Annotated in this window: 18 protein-coding genes; 10 read left to right on the forward strand and 8 right to left on the reverse strand. The window is 70.1% G+C overall.

Annotated features, from left to right (window positions below; genetic code table 11):
- Nucleotides 1–12: 12 nt before the first annotated feature.
- Entirely contained in the window at nt 13–453 is a 441-nt protein-coding gene (locus ACK4S2_RS03295; protein ID WP_409620285.1) for a c-type cytochrome, read from the reverse strand.
- A 117-nt stretch (nt 454–570) separates the two neighbouring features.
- On the reverse strand, nt 571–1,218 hold the full coding sequence (locus ACK4S2_RS03300) for a carbonic anhydrase (RefSeq protein WP_409620382.1): 648 nt from the start codon (nt 1,216–1,218) through the stop codon (nt 571–573).
- Nucleotides 1,219–1,372: 154 nt separating this feature from the next.
- Here ACK4S2_RS03300 and ACK4S2_RS03305 point away from each other — a divergent pair, with 154 nt between their 5' ends.
- The 3 genes from ACK4S2_RS03305 to ACK4S2_RS03315 are packed head-to-tail and all read left to right on the forward strand — an operon-like array spanning nt 1,373 to nt 4,023.
- Nucleotides 1,373–1,744: a hypothetical protein gene (locus ACK4S2_RS03305; RefSeq protein ID WP_409620287.1), complete on the forward strand. Its 372-nt coding sequence runs from the start codon at nt 1,373–1,375 to the stop codon at nt 1,742–1,744.
- Nucleotides 1,745–1,800: 56 nt separating this feature from the next.
- Entirely contained in the window at nt 1,801–3,195 is a 1,395-nt protein-coding gene (locus tag ACK4S2_RS03310; protein WP_409620289.1) for a leucyl aminopeptidase family protein, read from the forward strand.
- Nucleotides 3,196–3,198: 3 nt separating this feature from the next.
- Nucleotides 3,199–4,023: a C40 family peptidase gene (locus ACK4S2_RS03315; protein WP_409620291.1), complete on the forward strand. Its 825-nt coding sequence runs from the start codon at nt 3,199–3,201 to the stop codon at nt 4,021–4,023.
- An 80-nt stretch (nt 4,024–4,103) separates the two neighbouring features.
- On the opposite strand, the gene ACK4S2_RS03320 is transcribed toward ACK4S2_RS03315, so the two are convergent.
- Entirely contained in the window at nt 4,104–4,916 is an 813-nt protein-coding gene (locus tag ACK4S2_RS03320) for a purine-nucleoside phosphorylase (RefSeq protein ID WP_409620293.1), read from the reverse strand.
- 279 nt (nt 4,917–5,195) lie between these two features.
- Here ACK4S2_RS03320 and ACK4S2_RS03325 point away from each other — a divergent pair, with 279 nt between their 5' ends.
- From ACK4S2_RS03325 to ACK4S2_RS03335, 3 genes are read left to right on the forward strand one after another with little or no spacing between them, the layout of a single operon-like run.
- Nucleotides 5,196–5,612 (forward strand): ATP-binding cassette domain-containing protein, encoded by a 417-nt coding sequence (locus ACK4S2_RS03325; RefSeq protein WP_409620295.1) that lies wholly within the window; start codon nt 5,196–5,198, stop codon nt 5,610–5,612.
- Nucleotides 5,613–5,643: 31 nt separating this feature from the next.
- Nucleotides 5,644–5,910, forward strand: coding sequence for a hypothetical protein (locus ACK4S2_RS03330; RefSeq protein WP_409620297.1), 267 nt, complete (start codon nt 5,644–5,646; stop codon nt 5,908–5,910).
- Nucleotides 5,892–6,611 carry an FtsX-like permease family protein gene (locus ACK4S2_RS03335; RefSeq protein WP_409620299.1) on the forward strand — a complete coding sequence of 240 codons (720 nt, stop codon included), beginning with the start codon at nt 5,892–5,894 and terminating at the stop codon, nt 6,609–6,611. The genes ACK4S2_RS03330 and ACK4S2_RS03335 overlap by 19 nt, the downstream gene beginning before the upstream one ends.
- 189 nt (nt 6,612–6,800) lie before the next feature.
- Here the strand turns inward: ACK4S2_RS03335 and ACK4S2_RS03340 are convergent, their stop codons facing one another.
- The 3 genes from ACK4S2_RS03340 to ACK4S2_RS03350 all read right to left on the reverse strand — a co-directional run bounded on the left by ACK4S2_RS03340 (nt 6,801) and on the right by ACK4S2_RS03350 (nt 9,915).
- Nucleotides 6,801–8,006 (reverse strand): MFS transporter, encoded by a 1,206-nt coding sequence (locus ACK4S2_RS03340; protein WP_409620301.1) that lies wholly within the window; start codon nt 8,004–8,006, stop codon nt 6,801–6,803.
- A gap of 205 nt (nt 8,007–8,211) precedes the next feature.
- Complete coding sequence (locus ACK4S2_RS03345) at nt 8,212–8,745, reverse strand: Chromate resistance protein ChrB (protein WP_409620303.1); 534 nt, start codon at nt 8,743–8,745, stop codon at nt 8,212–8,214.
- 78 nt (nt 8,746–8,823) lie between these two features.
- Nucleotides 8,824–9,915, reverse strand: a complete 1,092-nt coding sequence (locus ACK4S2_RS03350; RefSeq protein WP_409620305.1) for a calcium-binding protein — start codon at nt 9,913–9,915, stop codon at nt 8,824–8,826.
- A 247-nt stretch (nt 9,916–10,162) separates the two neighbouring features.
- Between ACK4S2_RS03350 and rpsO the strand changes: the two genes are divergently transcribed.
- From rpsO to pnp, 4 genes are all read left to right on the forward strand, one after another.
- Nucleotides 10,163–10,432 carry a 30S ribosomal protein S15 gene (gene rpsO / locus ACK4S2_RS03355; protein ID WP_409620307.1) on the forward strand — a complete coding sequence of 90 codons (270 nt, stop codon included), beginning with the start codon at nt 10,163–10,165 and terminating at the stop codon, nt 10,430–10,432.
- A gap of 121 nt (nt 10,433–10,553) precedes the next feature.
- Nucleotides 10,554–11,513 (forward strand): NAD(P)H-binding protein, encoded by a 960-nt coding sequence (locus ACK4S2_RS03360; RefSeq protein WP_409620309.1) that lies wholly within the window; start codon nt 10,554–10,556, stop codon nt 11,511–11,513.
- Nucleotides 11,407–11,874, forward strand: a complete 468-nt coding sequence (locus ACK4S2_RS03365; RefSeq protein WP_409620311.1) for an SDR family oxidoreductase — start codon at nt 11,407–11,409, stop codon at nt 11,872–11,874. The genes ACK4S2_RS03360 and ACK4S2_RS03365 overlap by 107 nt, the downstream gene beginning before the upstream one ends.
- A 72-nt stretch (nt 11,875–11,946) precedes the next feature.
- Nucleotides 11,947–14,088 (forward strand): polyribonucleotide nucleotidyltransferase, encoded by a 2,142-nt coding sequence (pnp, locus tag ACK4S2_RS03370; protein ID WP_409620313.1) that lies wholly within the window; start codon nt 11,947–11,949, stop codon nt 14,086–14,088.
- Between the two features lie 106 nt (nt 14,089–14,194).
- On the opposite strand, the gene ACK4S2_RS03375 is transcribed toward pnp, so the two are convergent.
- Nucleotides 14,195–14,317, reverse strand: a complete 123-nt coding sequence (locus ACK4S2_RS03375) for a hypothetical protein (RefSeq protein WP_409620315.1) — start codon at nt 14,315–14,317, stop codon at nt 14,195–14,197.
- A gap of 186 nt (nt 14,318–14,503) precedes the next feature.
- The gene (locus tag ACK4S2_RS03380; RefSeq protein WP_409620317.1) at nt 14,504–15,541 is read right to left on the reverse strand and encodes an aspartate-semialdehyde dehydrogenase; all 1,038 of its coding nucleotides are present in this window, start codon (nt 15,539–15,541) and stop codon (nt 14,504–14,506) included.
- Between the last annotated feature and the right edge of the window lie 376 nt (nt 15,542–15,917).

The following is a 15,917-nucleotide window of genomic DNA, read 5'->3' on the forward strand; positions in this document are numbered from 1 at the left end:
CGGCCGGTCCGGTCACTTCTTGGCGCGGAAAGCCTCGTGGCACGACTGGCAGCTGCCGCCGATGGCGCCCATGCCGGCCTTCAGCCCGTCCAGAGACGCCACGTCGATGGCTTCGGCCGCGGTCACCAGCGCTTCGGCCTTGGCGGTGAAGCCTTCGAAATCCATCCAGATGTCGGGGCGGCCTTCGGCAACCGGGTCGTCCTCCTCGGCCTCGAACTTCGCGGTGATCTGCGCGGCGGCAGCGGCAAGGGCCGTCTTGGCCTCGGTCGCGGCGGCCGCATCGAAGGCCGTCTTGCCGCCGGCCATGTCGCCCAGCACAGCGGTATTCTTGCGGATGGTCTGCATGAGGTCCATGCGTTCCTTGACCACCGGGTTTGTCACGCCGTCCTTGGCCAGCGCGGCCCCGGCCACCAGCGACAGGCACAGGGCAACGGTCGTCGAAAGCATCTTCATCGGCAATACTCCTTCAATGGCACGGTGCGGCATCTCGTCACCATCAGCGGGTATACCAGCCCGACGGCAAAGCCGAAGTGACAAGATCACCTTTCACGCACATGTCAAGGCGCGATGTCAGACCGGCACGAAGACCCCGCGATCGGGGTCGAACTGTTCCAGCGCGCCTTCGCCCATCGAGGTCCAGAGCCCGTGCAGCGTCAGCTCCTCGGCCTCGACCGCGGCGCGCACGAAGGGAAAGGTCATCAGGTTTTCCAGGCTGACCAGCACCGCCTGCTTTTCCAGCGCCGGGATGCGCAGGTCTTCGGGCAGCTCGGCGATGCGGTCGTAGCCGGGGCGCAGGATGTCCATCCAGCGGCCGACGAAGCTCGATTTCTCCTCCAGCTCGGGCGCGCGGCCGCAGCACATGTCGTGGCAGCCCTTGACCCCGCCGCAGTTGGCGTGCCCCAGCACCACCAGATGCGCCACCTTCAGCGCGGTGACGGCATATTCCACCGCCGCCGAGGTGCCGTGATATTCGCCGTCGGGGTTATACGGCGGCACCAGGTTGGCGATGTTGCGGTGGATGAAGAACTCGCCTTCGTCCGCCCCGAAGATCGAGGTGACATGCACCCGGCTGTCGCAACAGGAAATCACCATGGCCCGCGGGTGCTGCCCGCCGGTGGCCAGCTTGCGATACCACGCCTTGTTGTCCAGCCAGGTCGTCGCCCGCCAGCCGTGAAAGCGCTGCACCAGATACGCCGGAAGCAACCGTGCCCTTGCCATCTGCCGACCCTCCATGCCTGCCCCTTCGCAATAGGCCGGCTTTTCGGAAATTTCGAGCGGTTTTTGCACCGCAGCATCCTCGGACGCGAACGGTTTGTTCAGCAAGCCGCGGCACAATCGGCCCCGGGTGAAGTGTGGAATGTGGGAGGGTGCGGTGACGGCACGGGTCACGTATCTGTGCCCGCGCGAACGGATCTGGCTGGATCCGTCGCGTATCGGGCTGCTTTATGCCGAACTGGGCGGGGCCGAGGTTCAGGCCCTGCTGGACAGGGCGATGCAGGAACTGGCGGTCGTCCACGACGGCCTGCGGGCGCAATATGCCGCGCGCGACCTCGACGGTTTCGCGCGCAGCCTGCGCCGCCTGCGCCGGATCGCCGAACATCTGGGCCTGACCACGGTGGGCCGCATCGCCGCCGATGTCGGGGAATGCCTGGATCGGGGCGATCCCACGGCCCTGGCCGCCACCTGGGCGCGGCTGTCGCGCAGCGCCGAACAGGCGCAGATGGGCAACTGGAACAGCGCCTGAGCGCCCCTTGCGGCTGGCGATGGCGCGGTTAGGCTGTCGGGCAGAGGAGACCCGCCATGACCGACCGACCGCGCCTTGCCTTTGCCCCCGCCGGCTCGCCCGCGCTGCCCTTGCACCTTGTCCGGGCCGAGGATGCGCCGGCCTGGCTCGAATCGCAGCCCGAGGCCACCCGCGGCTGGCTGGCCGCGCAAGGCTGGGCCGGCGCCGCCGGCGACCCGGTGCTGCTGCCGGCGCCCGATGGCGGCGTGGCCGGCGCGGTGATGGGCCTGGGCGATGCCGCGGCACGGGCGCGCGGGCGCTTTGCCGTGGCCCGGGCTGCCGCGCGCCTGCCCGCGGGCGTCTGGGCGCTGGCCGGCACCCTTTCGCCCGACGACCGCGACGAGGCGGCCCTCGGCTGGCTGCTGGCCGGCTACCGCTTCGACCGTTACCGCAGCGCCAAGGCGCCCGCCGCCCGCCTGCTGGCGCCCGCGGGCTGCGACGCCGCCCGGCTGGAAACCATCGCCAATGCCGAGGCGCTGACCCGCGACCTCATCAACACCCCCGCCGCCGACATGGGCCCGGCCGAGCTGGAATCCGCGTTCCGCGCCCTTGGCGCGCGCTACGGCGCCACCGTCACGGCCACCGTGGGCGACGATCTGCTGGCGCAGAACCTGCCGATGATCCACGCCGTCGGCCGCGCCAGCCCCCGCGCGCCCCGCCTGCTGGACCTGCGCTGGGGCGATGCCGGCCCCGCGGTGGTGCTGGTCGGCAAGGGCGTGTGCTTCGACACCGGCGGGCTCGACCTCAAGTCGTCGGCCAACATGCTGCTGATGAAAAAGGACATGGGCGGGGCCGCCACGGTCATGGGTCTGGCGCAGACGATCATGGAAAGCCGCCTGCCGGTGCGGCTGCGCCTGCTGGTGCCGGCGGTGGAAAACGCCGTCTCGGGCAATGCCATGCGCCCGCGCGACATCCTGACCAGCCGCAAGGGCCTGACGGTCGAGGTGAACAACACCGATGCCGAAGGCCGGCTGATCCTGGCCGATGCCCTGGCGCTGGCCTGCGAGGAACCGGCCGACCTGCTGGTGTCGATGGCCACGCTGACCGGCGCGGCCCGGGTGGCGCTGGGGCCGGACCTTGCGCCCTATTACACCGACCACGCGCCGCTGGCGCAGGCGCTGGAAACCGCCGCGGCGCAGGTGCGCGACCCGGTCTGGCGGATGCCGTTCTGGGAACCCTACGAGTCGCAGATCGAACCGGGCATCGCCGATCTGGACAACGCGCCTTCGGGCGGCATGGCCGGGTCGATCACCGCCGCGCTGTTCCTGCGCCGCTTCGTGTCGGGCGTGCCCTATGCGCATTTCGACATCTACGGCCACCAGCCCGCCGATGCCCCGGCCCGCCCCAAGGGCGGAGTCGGCCAGGGCGCACGGGCGCTGTTCGCGGCCTTGCCCGCGCTGCTGGGGGTTTGACGCATGGATCGTCGCAGCACGCCGTTTTCCGGGCGCGTCGCCCATGTCTCGTTGCAAGGGCAGGTGCAGGCCGAAAGCTATGCCCAAGGCACGCCGGCCCGCATCGCCCAGCCTCTGGCCGACCTGAACGCCAAACCCGGCGGCCCGCGCGACCGGCAGGTGCTGTGGGGCGACCGGGTGCTGGTGCTCGACCGGCAAGGCGACGATGCCTATGTCATCGCCGAAAAGGACGGCTATTGCGGCTGGGTCGCGGCGGCAGCCCTGGGCCCCGACCACCCCGTGACGCACCGCGTGGCCGCGCCCTTCAGCCAGCTTTACCCAGAACCGCGGGTTGCCGCGCACGAAACCGCCACCCTGCCCTTTGCCGCGCAGCTGCAGGTGCTGGAAACATCGGGCAAGTTCGCCCGCGTGCCGCAAGGCTGGGTGCCGCTGCACCACCTGCGCGCGCGCGATGCGCACGACGCCGATCCGGCCGCGGTGGCGCTGGGGTTCCTGGGCACGCCTTACCTCTGGGGCGGCAACAGCCGGGCGGGGCTGGATTGTTCGGGCCTGGCGCAAGCCGCGCTGCTGGCCTGCGGCATCCCCTGCCCCGGCGACAGCGACCAGCAGACCGCCCTGGGCCGCGAACTCGCCCCCGACGAATCCGAACAGCGCGGCGACCTCGTGTTCTGGAAAGGCCACGTGGCGCTGGTCTGCGGCCCGGACGAAATCGTGCACGCCACCGGCGCCTTCATGGCGGTGGTGCGCGAACCGCTGTCGGGGGCCATCGCCCGGATCGAGGCAACCGGCGGCGGGCCGGTGACGCATCGGCGGCGGGTGGCCGGCTGAAACCCCGCCCCGGGCCTGACCCGGGGCCTCCACCGCCCCCGCGCCCAGAGGCCCCGGGTCAAGCCCGGGGCGGGTTTCCTTCAGACCCCTGCCCGCAGCATCCGCCGCAAGATGCGCTCCAGCTTGGCCGCACCCACGGGGGCGCTGGCCTTGGTGTGTTCGTGGCTGATGTGTTCGTTGCCCAGGCCCGCCGCCATGTTGGTGATGACCGACACCGCCGCACAGCGCAGGCCCAGGAACCGGCCCAGAATCACCTCGGGCACGGTCGACATGCCCACCGCATCGGCGCCCAGCAGCCTGAGCATGCGGATCTCGGCCGGCGTTTCGAAGTTGGGGCCGGAATACCAGGCATAAACCCCTTCGCGCAAGGCAATGCCCTCGGCGCCCGCCGCCTCCTTCAGCGCCGCGCGCAAGCCGGGGTCATAGGCGTTGGTCAGGTTGACGAACCGGGCATCCGTCGGCTCGCCGATCAGCGGCGAGCGGCCGGAATAGTTGATGTGGTCGGCAATCAGCATCAGGTCGCCGGGCGGAATCTCGGCCAGAAACGACCCGGCGGCATTGGTCAGCATCAGCGTGTCGGCGCCGAGGCCCGCCAGCACCTCCAGCGGCAGGCGCATGGCATCGGCGCGGCCCTGTTCATAGTAATGCGCCCGCCCGCCGAACACCGCCACCGGCATGCCTTCCAGCCGGCCCACCACCAGCTTGCGGGTATGGCCCGACACCCCGGCATGCGGAAAGCCCGGCAGGTCGTCATAGTCGATGGCGACCCCCTCCACCGCCTCGGTCAGATGCCCCAGGCCCGACCCCAGGACCAGCCCCATCTTCACCCGCATCCCCCCCGTGCGGGCGTCGATGACGGCAAGCGCGTCGGCGGCAGTGGCAGTGGTGGTCATGCGCGGTCTCCTGTCTGGTGCGGCCCTGTTCTAACCCGGCCGCGGGCGGATGCCAGCCCCCGGGCGCACCGGCCTTGCGGGTTTCGTTTGACCTGCATCATGGCACGGGGTTCCATACCGCCGGGGCTGCGCTTTGCGAAAGCGACCCGCCCGCCTGCAAGCGTCGCAGGATGCCGTGATCCGGGCCGCCGGCCTGACGAGGGTCTGCCGCAACGGCCCGGTCGAGGTGGCGACCCTGCGCGGGGTGGTTTCGCGGCCCATGCGGGGGACTTCGTGGTCATGCGCGGGCCCTCCGGCTCGGGCAAGTCTACGTTTCGCAACATCCTCGGCGGGCGCGACACCGCCTCGGCCGGGCAGCTGCTGTTGCGCAGCCAGGATCTGACGCAACGCGACGCAACCGGCCTCACCCGCTATCGCCGCGACCATGTGGGCTTCTTCTTGCAGTTCTGCAAGCTGGTGCCCAGCCTGCCCGCGCTGGTAAACGTGGCCCTCGGCACCGAAATCGCCCGCGACCCGATGCCCCCGGCCGAGACCTTGAGGCTGGTCGGCCTTCCCGACCGCCACGACCACTTTCCCGCACAACAGTCGGGCGGCGAACAGCAGCGCGCTCGACAGCGCCACCGGCATCAAGCTGCTGGAAGCGCTGATCGAGGGGAACCGCACCACCGGCGCCACCACGCCGGTCATCCCCCATGACGCCGCCATCGACGAAATCGCCGACCGCATCGTGCGCTTTGCCGGGGTGGCAGCACTGGAGGGCGCGCTTCAGACCGAAGCGCGCATCGTCAAGCCGGGGCGGCCCGAACTGCCCGGCATGGTCGAGCCTGCGTCGCTCCTGCTCGTCTCCCTGCCGGCCGACCCGGACCGGGGGCTGACCCGGCTGCACCTGCGCCTGGGCCGCCTGCCCGACCCGCAATCGCTGCGCGAGGGGTGGTCAGCCAGGATTTCGCCACCGCCCACCGCCGGCGCCCCGGCTTGGCCCTGGCGGCGGTGATGAACGGCAAGCGGCGCGACCTTGTGGTCACCGGCATCGCGCTGTCGCCCGAGTTCATCTATGCCCTCGGCCCCGGCGAGATGATGCCCGACCCGCGCCGCTTCGGCATCGGCTGGATGCCGCGCGCCACGCTGGCCGCGGCCTGCGACCTGCACGGCGCCTTTTCCAACCTGGTGCTGCGGCTGGCGCCCGGCACCCCGGCCGACCGCGTGATCGAACCGCTCGACCGGCTGACCGCCCGCTACGGCGGCACCGGCGCCAGCGCGCGCGCCGACCAGATGTCGCACGCCTTTCTGGATGCCGAGCGCCTTCGGCTGGGCGCGATGGTCAAGGTGCTGCCGCCCATCTTCCTGCCGGTGGCAGCAATGCTGGTGCACCTGACCCGGTCGCGCCTGATCGTGCTGGAACGCGAACAGATCGGCCTGCTCAAGGCCATCGGCTATGGCCCGGGGCGCATCGACGGGCGCTACCTGGAATTCGTGCTGCCGATCGCGGCAGGCGGCATCGCGGTGGGCTTTCTGGCCGGGGGCGGGCTGGGGGTGGGGCTGGCGCAGATGTATGCCCGGTTCTTTTCCTTCCCCTACCTCGTATTCGCGCGCGACCCGCAGGTCCATGCGCTGGCCGCCCTGCGCCCGGCGCTTGCCGTGCGCGGCCGGCTTGACCGGCCGGATCTCATCGCCTTTCTCGAGACAAGGGAGTAACCCTTGCGCCGCGCCCTGCTTTCCGGCCTGATCGGCCTTGGCATCCTGGCCCTGATGGTCTGGGCCTTCCTGCCTCGCCCCGGTCCGGTGGAAACGGCACAGGTCGCCTTGCGCCCCCTGGCCGTCGAACCGCAAGAAAACGGCGAGGGACGCGGCTGCGCCCGCTGGCGTCCTGACGCCGGCCCGCACTCAGCCCAGCCGGCGCCACAGCGGTATCAGCCCCAGCGCCGCCAGCACCGCAAAACCCGCGCCGGCCAGGAACGTCGCCTCGGACCCGAAGCCTTGCCACAGCGCGCCGGCGATCACGCTGGCCAGCAGCAAGGCGCCGCCGGTGACCAGGTTGAACATGCCATAGGCCGTGCCGCGCAGCTCGGCCGGCACCGCCTCGGCCACCAGCGCCGCCAGCAGCCCTTGCGTCACCCCCATGTGCAGGCCCCACAGCGCGATGCCCAGGCTCAGCCCCGCCAGCCCCGGCGCCAGCGCCAGCACCAGATCGGCCGCGATCAGCAACCCCAGCCCTGCCATCAGCAGCGCCGGCCGGCTCATCCGGTCCGACAGCACGCCCGCCGGCCAGGCCGACAGCGCATAGACCGCGTTCATCCCCACCAGCACCAGCGGCACCAGCATGACCGGCAGCCCCGCCTCCTCGGCCCGCAGGATCAGGAAGGCTTCGGAAAACCGCGCCAGCGTGAACACCGTCGCCACCGCGACCACCGCCCAGTAGGTGCCGCCCAGCAACCGCAGCTCGGCCCGCGACAAGGGGTTGCGCACCCGGCGCAGGCCCGCGGGGCGCGGCGGCTCCTTCACTGCAAGCAGGATCAGCGCCAGCGCCATGAAGGCCGGTATCACCGCCACCCAGAACACCGACCGGAAATCGCCCGCGAAGGCCCACATCAGCGCAATCGCCAGCAGCGGCCCCAGAAAGGCGCCCAGCGTATCCAGCGACTGGCGCAGGCCAAAGGCCGCGCCGCTGCGCCCCTCGGGGGCCAGGTCGGCCACCAGCGCATCGCGGGGCGCCCCGCGAATGCCCTTGCCCACCCGGTCGATGAACCGCGCCGCCACCACCCAGCCGATCGACCCGGCCAGCGGGAACACCGGCTTGGTCACCGCCGCCAGCCCATAGCCCAGCGCCGCCAGTTCCTTGCGCCGGCCGATCCGGTCGGACAGCGCGCCGGAAAACACCTTGGTGATGGCCGCCGTCGCCTCGGCAATGCCTTCGATCACGCCCACCGCCAGCGCCGTGGCGCCCAGCCCCACGGTCAGATACACCGGCAGCAGCGCGTGGATCATCTCGGACGATACGTCCATCAGCATCGACACCAGGCCCAGCGCCCATATTCCCGCCGGCAGCCCGCGCCAGGGCGAGCCTGCCTTGTTTTCCGATGCATCGGCCATCCTGGTCTCCTGTGTTCCGCGCAAGCGGCTGGTCAATCGTGGCGGCGGGCTTCCGCTTCGGCCTCGGTGCGCGTCAGGCCGATCTCCGGCGGCGGTCGTCCTGCCGGGCCAGCAGGCGCAAGGGCGCAGGCTCTGCCAGCACGGGTGGTACATGCGAACGCTTCGTCCTGAATGCGACTTGCCGGGCCATGCGGCACCTCCTGTGTCAGCCGTTCTCGCCTTTCGCGTCAAAGACGCGGCGGGCATAGTCATCCAGCGCCGCCTCGCAGCCTTTCAGGCGCCGCTGCGCCTCCTCGGCGCGCTCGGCACCGTAGAAATCGAGCTTCACGATCTTGTCGAGCCAGACCTGCAGCTTCTTCAGGTCGACATCGTTTTCCTCCAGCTCGGCATAGCTGTAGTGGCCGGCGGCGATTTCCTTGGCCACTTCGCGTTCGAAATCGTCGCACTTGTCGATGAACTCGGCATAGGCCTCGTCGCGTTCCGCCTTGAAGCGGGCGACGACCCTTGCCTCCTGCGCCGGGTCCAGCGCGACCGTCTGCAGGATCACCGCTTCGCCCCTCGCCTCGTGGATCTCGTTCTCCACCATCTTCAGCCGGCGGACATGATCGTCCGTGCGCGGCAGCACGCAGACGCCGTTCTGCAGATAGACGGCCCCCATGCCCTTCAGCCGCCGCCAGATCGCGATGCGCCGGGCCGAGGGTTCGGCAGGAACCTTGTAGGTGAGAAGGAGCCAAAGCATATCAGACATGCGAACAGCGGTAATGTAACGACTGCTACATGTCAAACGTTGCCAAAGCTACCCCTGCGCCGAAAAGGCCTACGAGCCCGCCACCAGCCGGATCGCCCCCGGCGTCAGCCCGCCGGCACCGCCCAGCACCGCCGCCAGCGGCTGGCCATCCAGCAGCACCAGCACCTCGTCGGGCAGGCCGCCGGGTTCCAGCGTCACCACCGGCACCGGCCCGGCAGCGTCGTAAACCACGACCAGCTCGTCCTGCGCCGCATCGTAATCGGTAATCGTGGCCACCCCGTCGAAGGCGCCGGCATGCACCTCGAACAGGTCGGCGCCTGCACCGCCCGTGGCGGTGTCGCCGGCGCCCATGCGCAGCACATCGTCGCCGTCGCCGCCGTTCAGGTGGTTGCCGCCCTGGCCTGCCGCCGGGCCGATGGCGCCTTCCAGCGTGTCGTTGCCCTGGTCGCCGTCCAGCGTGTCATGGCCCGGCCCGGCCACCAGCGAATCGTCGCCGCCGCAGCCGGCCAGCCAATCGTCGCCCGCGCCGCCGATCATGGTGTCGGCGCCGTTGCCGCCGATCAGCGTATCGTGGCCGGCGCCGCCCTGCATCAGGTCGTCGCCTTCCTGCCCGGCCAGCCAGTCGTCGCCGGCGCCGCCCATCAGGGTATCGTCGCCATAGCCGCCTTCCAGCGTATCCTCGCCTGCGCCGCCTTGCAGCCGGTCGTCGCCCGGGCCGCCGTGCAACTGGTCGTCGCCGGCGCGGCCGAAAATCTCGTCATCGCCGGCGGTGCCGGTCAACCCGTCGCGGCCCGGCGTGCCCTCCATCCGTTCGCCGGGCGGAACCGGGTCTGCGGGCAGATCGGGGTCTTCGGGCGGCTCCACACCCGGATCCTCGGGCCAGCAGGGGCCATCCGGCGCATCGGGGCCATCCGGGGTATCGTCCGGCTCTGCCGCCGGCTGGGTCGCCGCCGGAACCGGCACCGCCGGTGCATCCGGCACATCCTCGTCCGGCTCGTCCCACAACTGGGCGGTTCCGGCGCCCTCGTCGGCCGGCTCGGGCGCGGGCCCGCCATCCTCCGGCTCCGGCTCGCCCTCGTCGCCGCGGTCCGGCGCCAGCGCCAGACTGCCGCCGACGATCCCCGCCATCAACAAACCCATGACCCCCAGCAACGCCAGCATCACCGCTTCCCCCGCACACCTGCACCCGTCGCGTTAACCAAGATTCACGTTAACGCATTGATTGTCTTGCAAAAAATACCACAACCCGGCCCCAGGCACAACCCCCGGCCCGGCGGCCGCGACAGCCCCCTTTCCTTTTGCGGCGAATCCGCCTATACGCCGCCATCCGCCACGCTGGCGGACCCCTCCACGGGCCTTGCTGGACGACATCCCGGCCTGCGCCATAACCCCTGAAAAGGAGACCCCGATGTCGATCACCGTCGAAGAAAAAGCCCGCCTCATCAAGGAATACGCGACCAAGGAAGGCGACACCGGCTCGCCCGAGGTTCAGGTGGCCATCCTGTCCTCGCGCATCGCGACCCTGACCGAGCACTTCAAGGGCCACAAGAAAGACAACCACTCCCGCCGCGGCCTGCTGATGATGGTGGCCCAGCGCCGCAAGCTGCTGGACTACCTCAAGGCCAAGGACGAAGCGCGCTACACCTCGCTGATCCAGCGCCTCGGCCTGCGCCGCTGAGTCGCCGCAAATCGTGAACGTCGCCGCCCGCCGCACCGGCGGGCGGTTGCGTTTCGGGGGTCGCCAGCGCGCGGCCGATGTGTCACTCTGTCCTGACACATCGTCTGTCACGAAGGCCCGCATGACCCCGAGCCCCGTTTTGCTTCTGGGTGGCACCGGCACCATCGGCCGCGCCACCGCCCGCGCCTTGCGCGCCGCCGGGCACAGCGTGACCGCGCTGGTCCGCCCCGGCACCGCCGACGAGGCCTTGCCCGGCTGCACCCTGCACCGCGCCGATGTCACCGCCCCGGGCGCGGTGGCGCAGGCGCTGGCCGCCAGCGGGGCGCGCGCCGTGGTGTCGTGCCTGGCCAGCCGCACCGGCACCCCGGCCGATGCCCGCGCCATCGACCACCACGCGCACAGCCTGGCCTTGCAGGCCGCCGTTGCCGCCGGGGTCGGGCATTTCGTGCTGCTGTCGGCGATCTGCGTGCAAAAGCCGCGGCTGGCCTTCCAGCAGGCCAAGCTGGCGTTCGAGGCCGAACTTCAGGCCGCCCCCCTGGTCTGGACCATCGTTCGCCCGACCGCCTTCTTCAAGTCGCTGTCCGGGCAGGTGGCGCGGGTGCAGGCGGGCCATCCGTTTCTGGTGTTCGGCGACGGGCGGGGCACCGCCTGCAAGCCCGTTTCCGATGCCGATCTGGGCCGGTTTCTGGCCGCCTGCCTGTCCGACCCCGCGCGGCACAACCGCATCCTGCCCATCGGCGGCCCGGGCCCGGCACTGACCCCGCGCGACCAGGCCGCGATGCTGGAGCGCCTGACCGGCGCCCCGGTGCGGGTGCGGCAGGTGCCGCTGGCCCTGATGGATGCCATCGTGGCCGGGCTTTCCGTGCTGGGCCGCCTGTCGCCCCGCCTCGCCGCCAAGGCGGAACTCGCGCGCATCGGCCGCTACTACGCCACCGAATCGATGCTGGTCTGGAACGCCGCCGCCGGCCGCTACGATGCCGACGCCACCCCCGAAACCGGCACCGACCGGCTGGAGGATCATTACGCCGCCCTCCTGCGCGGCGAGGCCGCCGACGACCGCGGCGCCCACGCGGTGTTCTGACGCCGCATTGCCCTGCGCGGCGCGATGCGCCATCCTGCCCGCGGCGGTGCTGACCCCGATGTGGGAACCGCTGCTCGGCACCGGCCCCGACCGCGCCGCGCGCATGGCGGTGCTGGTGGCCGACACGCCCCTGCGCCGTTTTGCCGACCCTGCGGAAATCGCCGCCCTTTCCGTGCTGCTCGCCTCGGACGAGGCGACCTACATGACCGGCGCCGAACTCGTGATCGACGGCGGGCTGCTCGCCGGCTCGGCCGCCACGCCGGGGGGGCCGACCTGCCCCCTTCCCAAGCGCCTTGTTTTGCTGTATGCGCCCTCCATCTGCGACGTGACGCCCAGGGCCCCGGGCACATGCGAAGGATAGGGGCGGCGGCAATGGGGCCGCCATAAAAGCGGAGACCCGGCAGGGGCCGGGAGTGCTCCGAGAGGAAACTGCATGTTCAACATCACCAAGAAATCGATCCAGTGGGGCAACGAAACGCTCTCGCTGGAAACGGGCCGCGTTGCCCGCCAGGCCGACGGCTCGGTCATCGCCACGCTGGGCGAAACCAGCGTCATGGCCAACGTGACCTTTGCGAAAACCGCGAAACCCGGCCAGGACTTCTTTCCGCTGACCGTCCACTACCAGGAAAAATACTACGCCGCCGGCAAGATCCCCGGCGGGTTCTTCAAGCGCGAGGCGCGCCCCTCCGAAAAGGAAACGCTGACCTCGCGCCTGATCGACCGCCCCATCCGCCCGCTGTTCGTCGAAGGCTTCAGGAACGAAGTCCTCGTGATGGCCACCGTGCTGTCGTGCGACCTCGTGAACGACCCCGACATCGTGGCGATGATCGCGGCCTCCGCCGCGCTCACCATCTCGGGCGTGCCCTTCATGGGCCCGATCGGCGCGGCGCGCGTCGGCTTCGTCAACGGCGGCTACGTGCTGAACCCGGCGATGGACGACATGACCCAGCTGCGCGGCAAGCCCGAACAGCGCCTCGACCTCGTGGTTGCCGGCACCAAGGACGCCGTGATGATGGTCGAATCCGAAGCCTACGAGCTGACCGAGGACGAAATGCTCGGCGCCGTGGTGTTCGGCCACGAACAGATGCAGCCGGTGATCGACCTCATCATTGACTTCGCCGAAGAAGCCGCCAAGGAACCCTTCGACTTCACGCCGCCCGACATCTCGGGCCTCTACGCCAAGGTCAAGGCCGCGGGCGAGGCGCAGATGCGCGCCGCCTTCGCCATCCGCGACAAGCAGGAACGCACCACCGCCATCGGCGCGGCCGCCGATGCCATCGTCGCCGCCCTCTCGGACGAAGACAAGGCCAACCCCGACCTCGGCGCCGCCATCAAGAAGCTGGAATCCGACATCCTGCGCGGCGACGTGGTGAAAAAGGGCATCCGCATCGACGGGCGCGACACGAAAACCGTGCGCCCGATCTGGGTGGAAACCGGCGTCCTGCCGCGCACCCACGGCTCGGCCCTGTTCACCCGCGGCGAAACCCAGGCGCTCTGCGTCACCACGCTGGGCACCGGCGAGGATGAACAGATCATCGACGCGCTGAACGGCAACACCCGGTCGAACTTCCTGCTGCACTACAACTTCCCGCCCTATTCGGTGGGCGAGGTGGGCCGCGTCGGTTCCCCCGGCCGGCGCGAGATCGGGCACGGCAAGCTCGCGTGGCGCGCGCTGCAAGCCGTGCTGCCGGCGCCGACCGAATTCCCCTACACCCTGCGCGTGGTGTCGGAAATCACCGAATCGAACGGCTCGTCCTCGATGGCCACGGTCTGCGGGGCGTCGCTGTCGATGATGGATGCCGGCGTGCCGCTCAAGGCGCCCGTGGCCGGCGTGGCGATGGGCCTGATCCTGGAACAGGACGGCTCCTGGGCCGTGCTCACCGACATCCTCGGCGACGAGGACCACCTCGGCGACATGGATTTCAAGGTGGCCGGCACCGAAAAGGGCATCACCAGCCTGCAGATGGATATCAAGGTGGCGGGCATCACCCCCGACATCATGAAGCAGGCGCTGGCGCAGGCCAAGGACGGCCGCCTGCACATCCTGGGCGAAATGGCCAAGGCGCTGTCGGCACCGCAAGGCTTCTCGGCCTATGCGCCCAAGATCGAAACGCTGACCATCCCCACCGACAAGATCCGCGAAGTGATCGGCTCGGGCGGCAAGGTCATCCGCGAGATCGTCGAGGTGTCGGGCGCCAAGGTGGACATCAACGATGACGGCGTCATCAAGATCGCCTCGTCCGATGCCAACGCCATCAAGCGCGCCTACGACATGATCTGGTCCATCGTGGCCGAGCCCGAAGAAGGCAAGATCTACACCGGCCGCGTGGTCAAGCTGGTGGACTTCGGCGCCTTCGTGAACTTCTTCGGCAAGCGCGACGGTCTGGTGCACGTGTCCCAGATCTCGGGCAAGCGCCTGAACCACCCCAACGAGGTGCTCAAGGAAGGCCAGGAGGTCAAGGTCAAGCTCCTGGGCTTCGACGAACGCGGCAAGGTGCGCCTCGGCATGAAGATGGTCGATCAGGAAACCGGCGCGGAAATCACCGAAGCGAAGAAAGAGGCCGCCGAGGGCTGAGGCTTTCGCAAACTCTTGCAGCGGCCCCGGGGAGTGTCCCCGGGGCCGCTGTCATTTCGGCCCCGGTCTGCCGCGGCCCCTTTGTCAGCCTGCCGGCGCCCCCGCGTCAGCCTGCCGGCGCCCCCGCCAGCGCGCGCTGCGGATGCGCTCCAGCGGCATGGGGCAGGCGGCGGGCGCCCGGTCTTTCGCGGTTTTCCGCAAAGGCGGCAAAGGCAGGGTAAAGGATCAAGGGCGGGGTCTTTCAGGCGGTCGTGCACAGCCTGAAACAACCCCGGTTCCGCGCCCTTTGTCAGGCACAAGGCGGGTCTCGCATCGGCGCCAATCGTTGACGATTCGTTAATTTGCGTGTGCAAGCCTTTGATTTTTCACATGCGCACCCCTGTCCCTTCAAGGGACAGGGGCGCGGGGCCCGGGGTCAGCCCTGGCGCGGCAGCAGCGCCTCGGCGATCTGCACCGCGTTCAGCGCCGCGCCCTTCAACAGCTGGTCCCCCACCACGAACATCGCCAGCGTGCGCCCCGAAGGGTCGGCCCAGTCGGGCCGCAGGCGCCCGACCAGCACGTCATACTGCCCGCTCGCCTCGCTGGGCATGGGGAAGTGATTGGCCGCGCGGTCGTCCACCAGCTTCACCCCCGGGGCCGCGGCCAGCAGGGCGCGGGCGGCCTCCACATCGACCGGGGCGTCGAACGCCACCGAAATCGCCATGCCATGCGCCCGCAGGATCGGCACGCGGATGCAGGTGATGCCCACCGGCAGGTCGGGCAGGTCCAGGATGCGGCGGGTTTCGGCCACCACCTTGGTTTCCTCGCCGTTGTAGCCGGTTTCCGGGTCCATCGCGGCGTTGTGGCTGAAGAAGTTGAAGGCATACGGGTGCGGCAGCACCTGCGGCGGGTAATCCTCGCCCCGCAAGGCGGCGGCGGTGGCCAGCCGCAACTCCTCCATCGCCGCCGCGCCGGCCCCGCTTGCGGCCTGATAGGTCGCCAGGCTCAGCCGCCGGATCGGCGCCGCCCGGTGCAGGGGCGCCAGCGCCACCGTGGCGATGGCCGCGACGCAGTTCGGGTTGGCGATGATCCCGCCGTGCCCTTCCATCGCGGCGGCGTTCACCTCGGGCACCACCAGCGGCACCTCGGGCGCCATGCGGAAGGCCGAGGAATTGTCCACCACCACCGCGCCCGCCTGCACCGCCAGCGGGGCATGGCTTTTCGACAGGCCCGAGCCGGCCGAAAACAGCGCCAGATCGACGCCGGCAAAGCTGTCCGGCGTCAGCTCCTCCACCGTCACCGGCTGGCCGCGGAAGGTCATGGTCTTGCCGGCCGACCGGGCCGAGGCCAGCAGCCTGAGCCGCGAGACGGGAAAGGCGCGCTGTTCAAGGCAGCCGAGCAGCTCGACGCCGACAGCGCCGGTGGCGCCGACGATGGCAACCGAAGGCTGCGAGGGGAGGGATCGGGCGGGCATGGTCTTCTCCTGGGATCGGGGAGAGGACGGGCACCGTTCCGGCTGTGGCCCCGTCCGTCTCGGGCGGGGCTTTCGGGGTTTGGTCCGGCTGTCAGGCCGCGCACACCCGAAGACACCCCGCCGCAGCGGTGGTCTTGGTGGTGGTGCGTTTCGAGGCGATGATCCGGGCCATGTCGGCGCCGTTAGCAGCGAATCTGCCGCCCTTCAAGTCGCCGCCAGAGGCCGCAGCGCAAGGCTGCCGCGTTGCGGCATTTCCGCAACGGGCCGATTGTCGGGCGCTTTGGTGGAAAAAGTGTTGCACCCCTGCCGCAAAAGATTCATCAACCGTTCGCGATTTCGGCACGACCCACAGTCTGCTGATGATTTGTTCACCATT

The organism is Gemmobacter sp. (assembly GCF_046292685.1).
Lineage (GTDB): Bacteria > Pseudomonadota > Alphaproteobacteria > Rhodobacterales > Rhodobacteraceae > Wagnerdoeblera.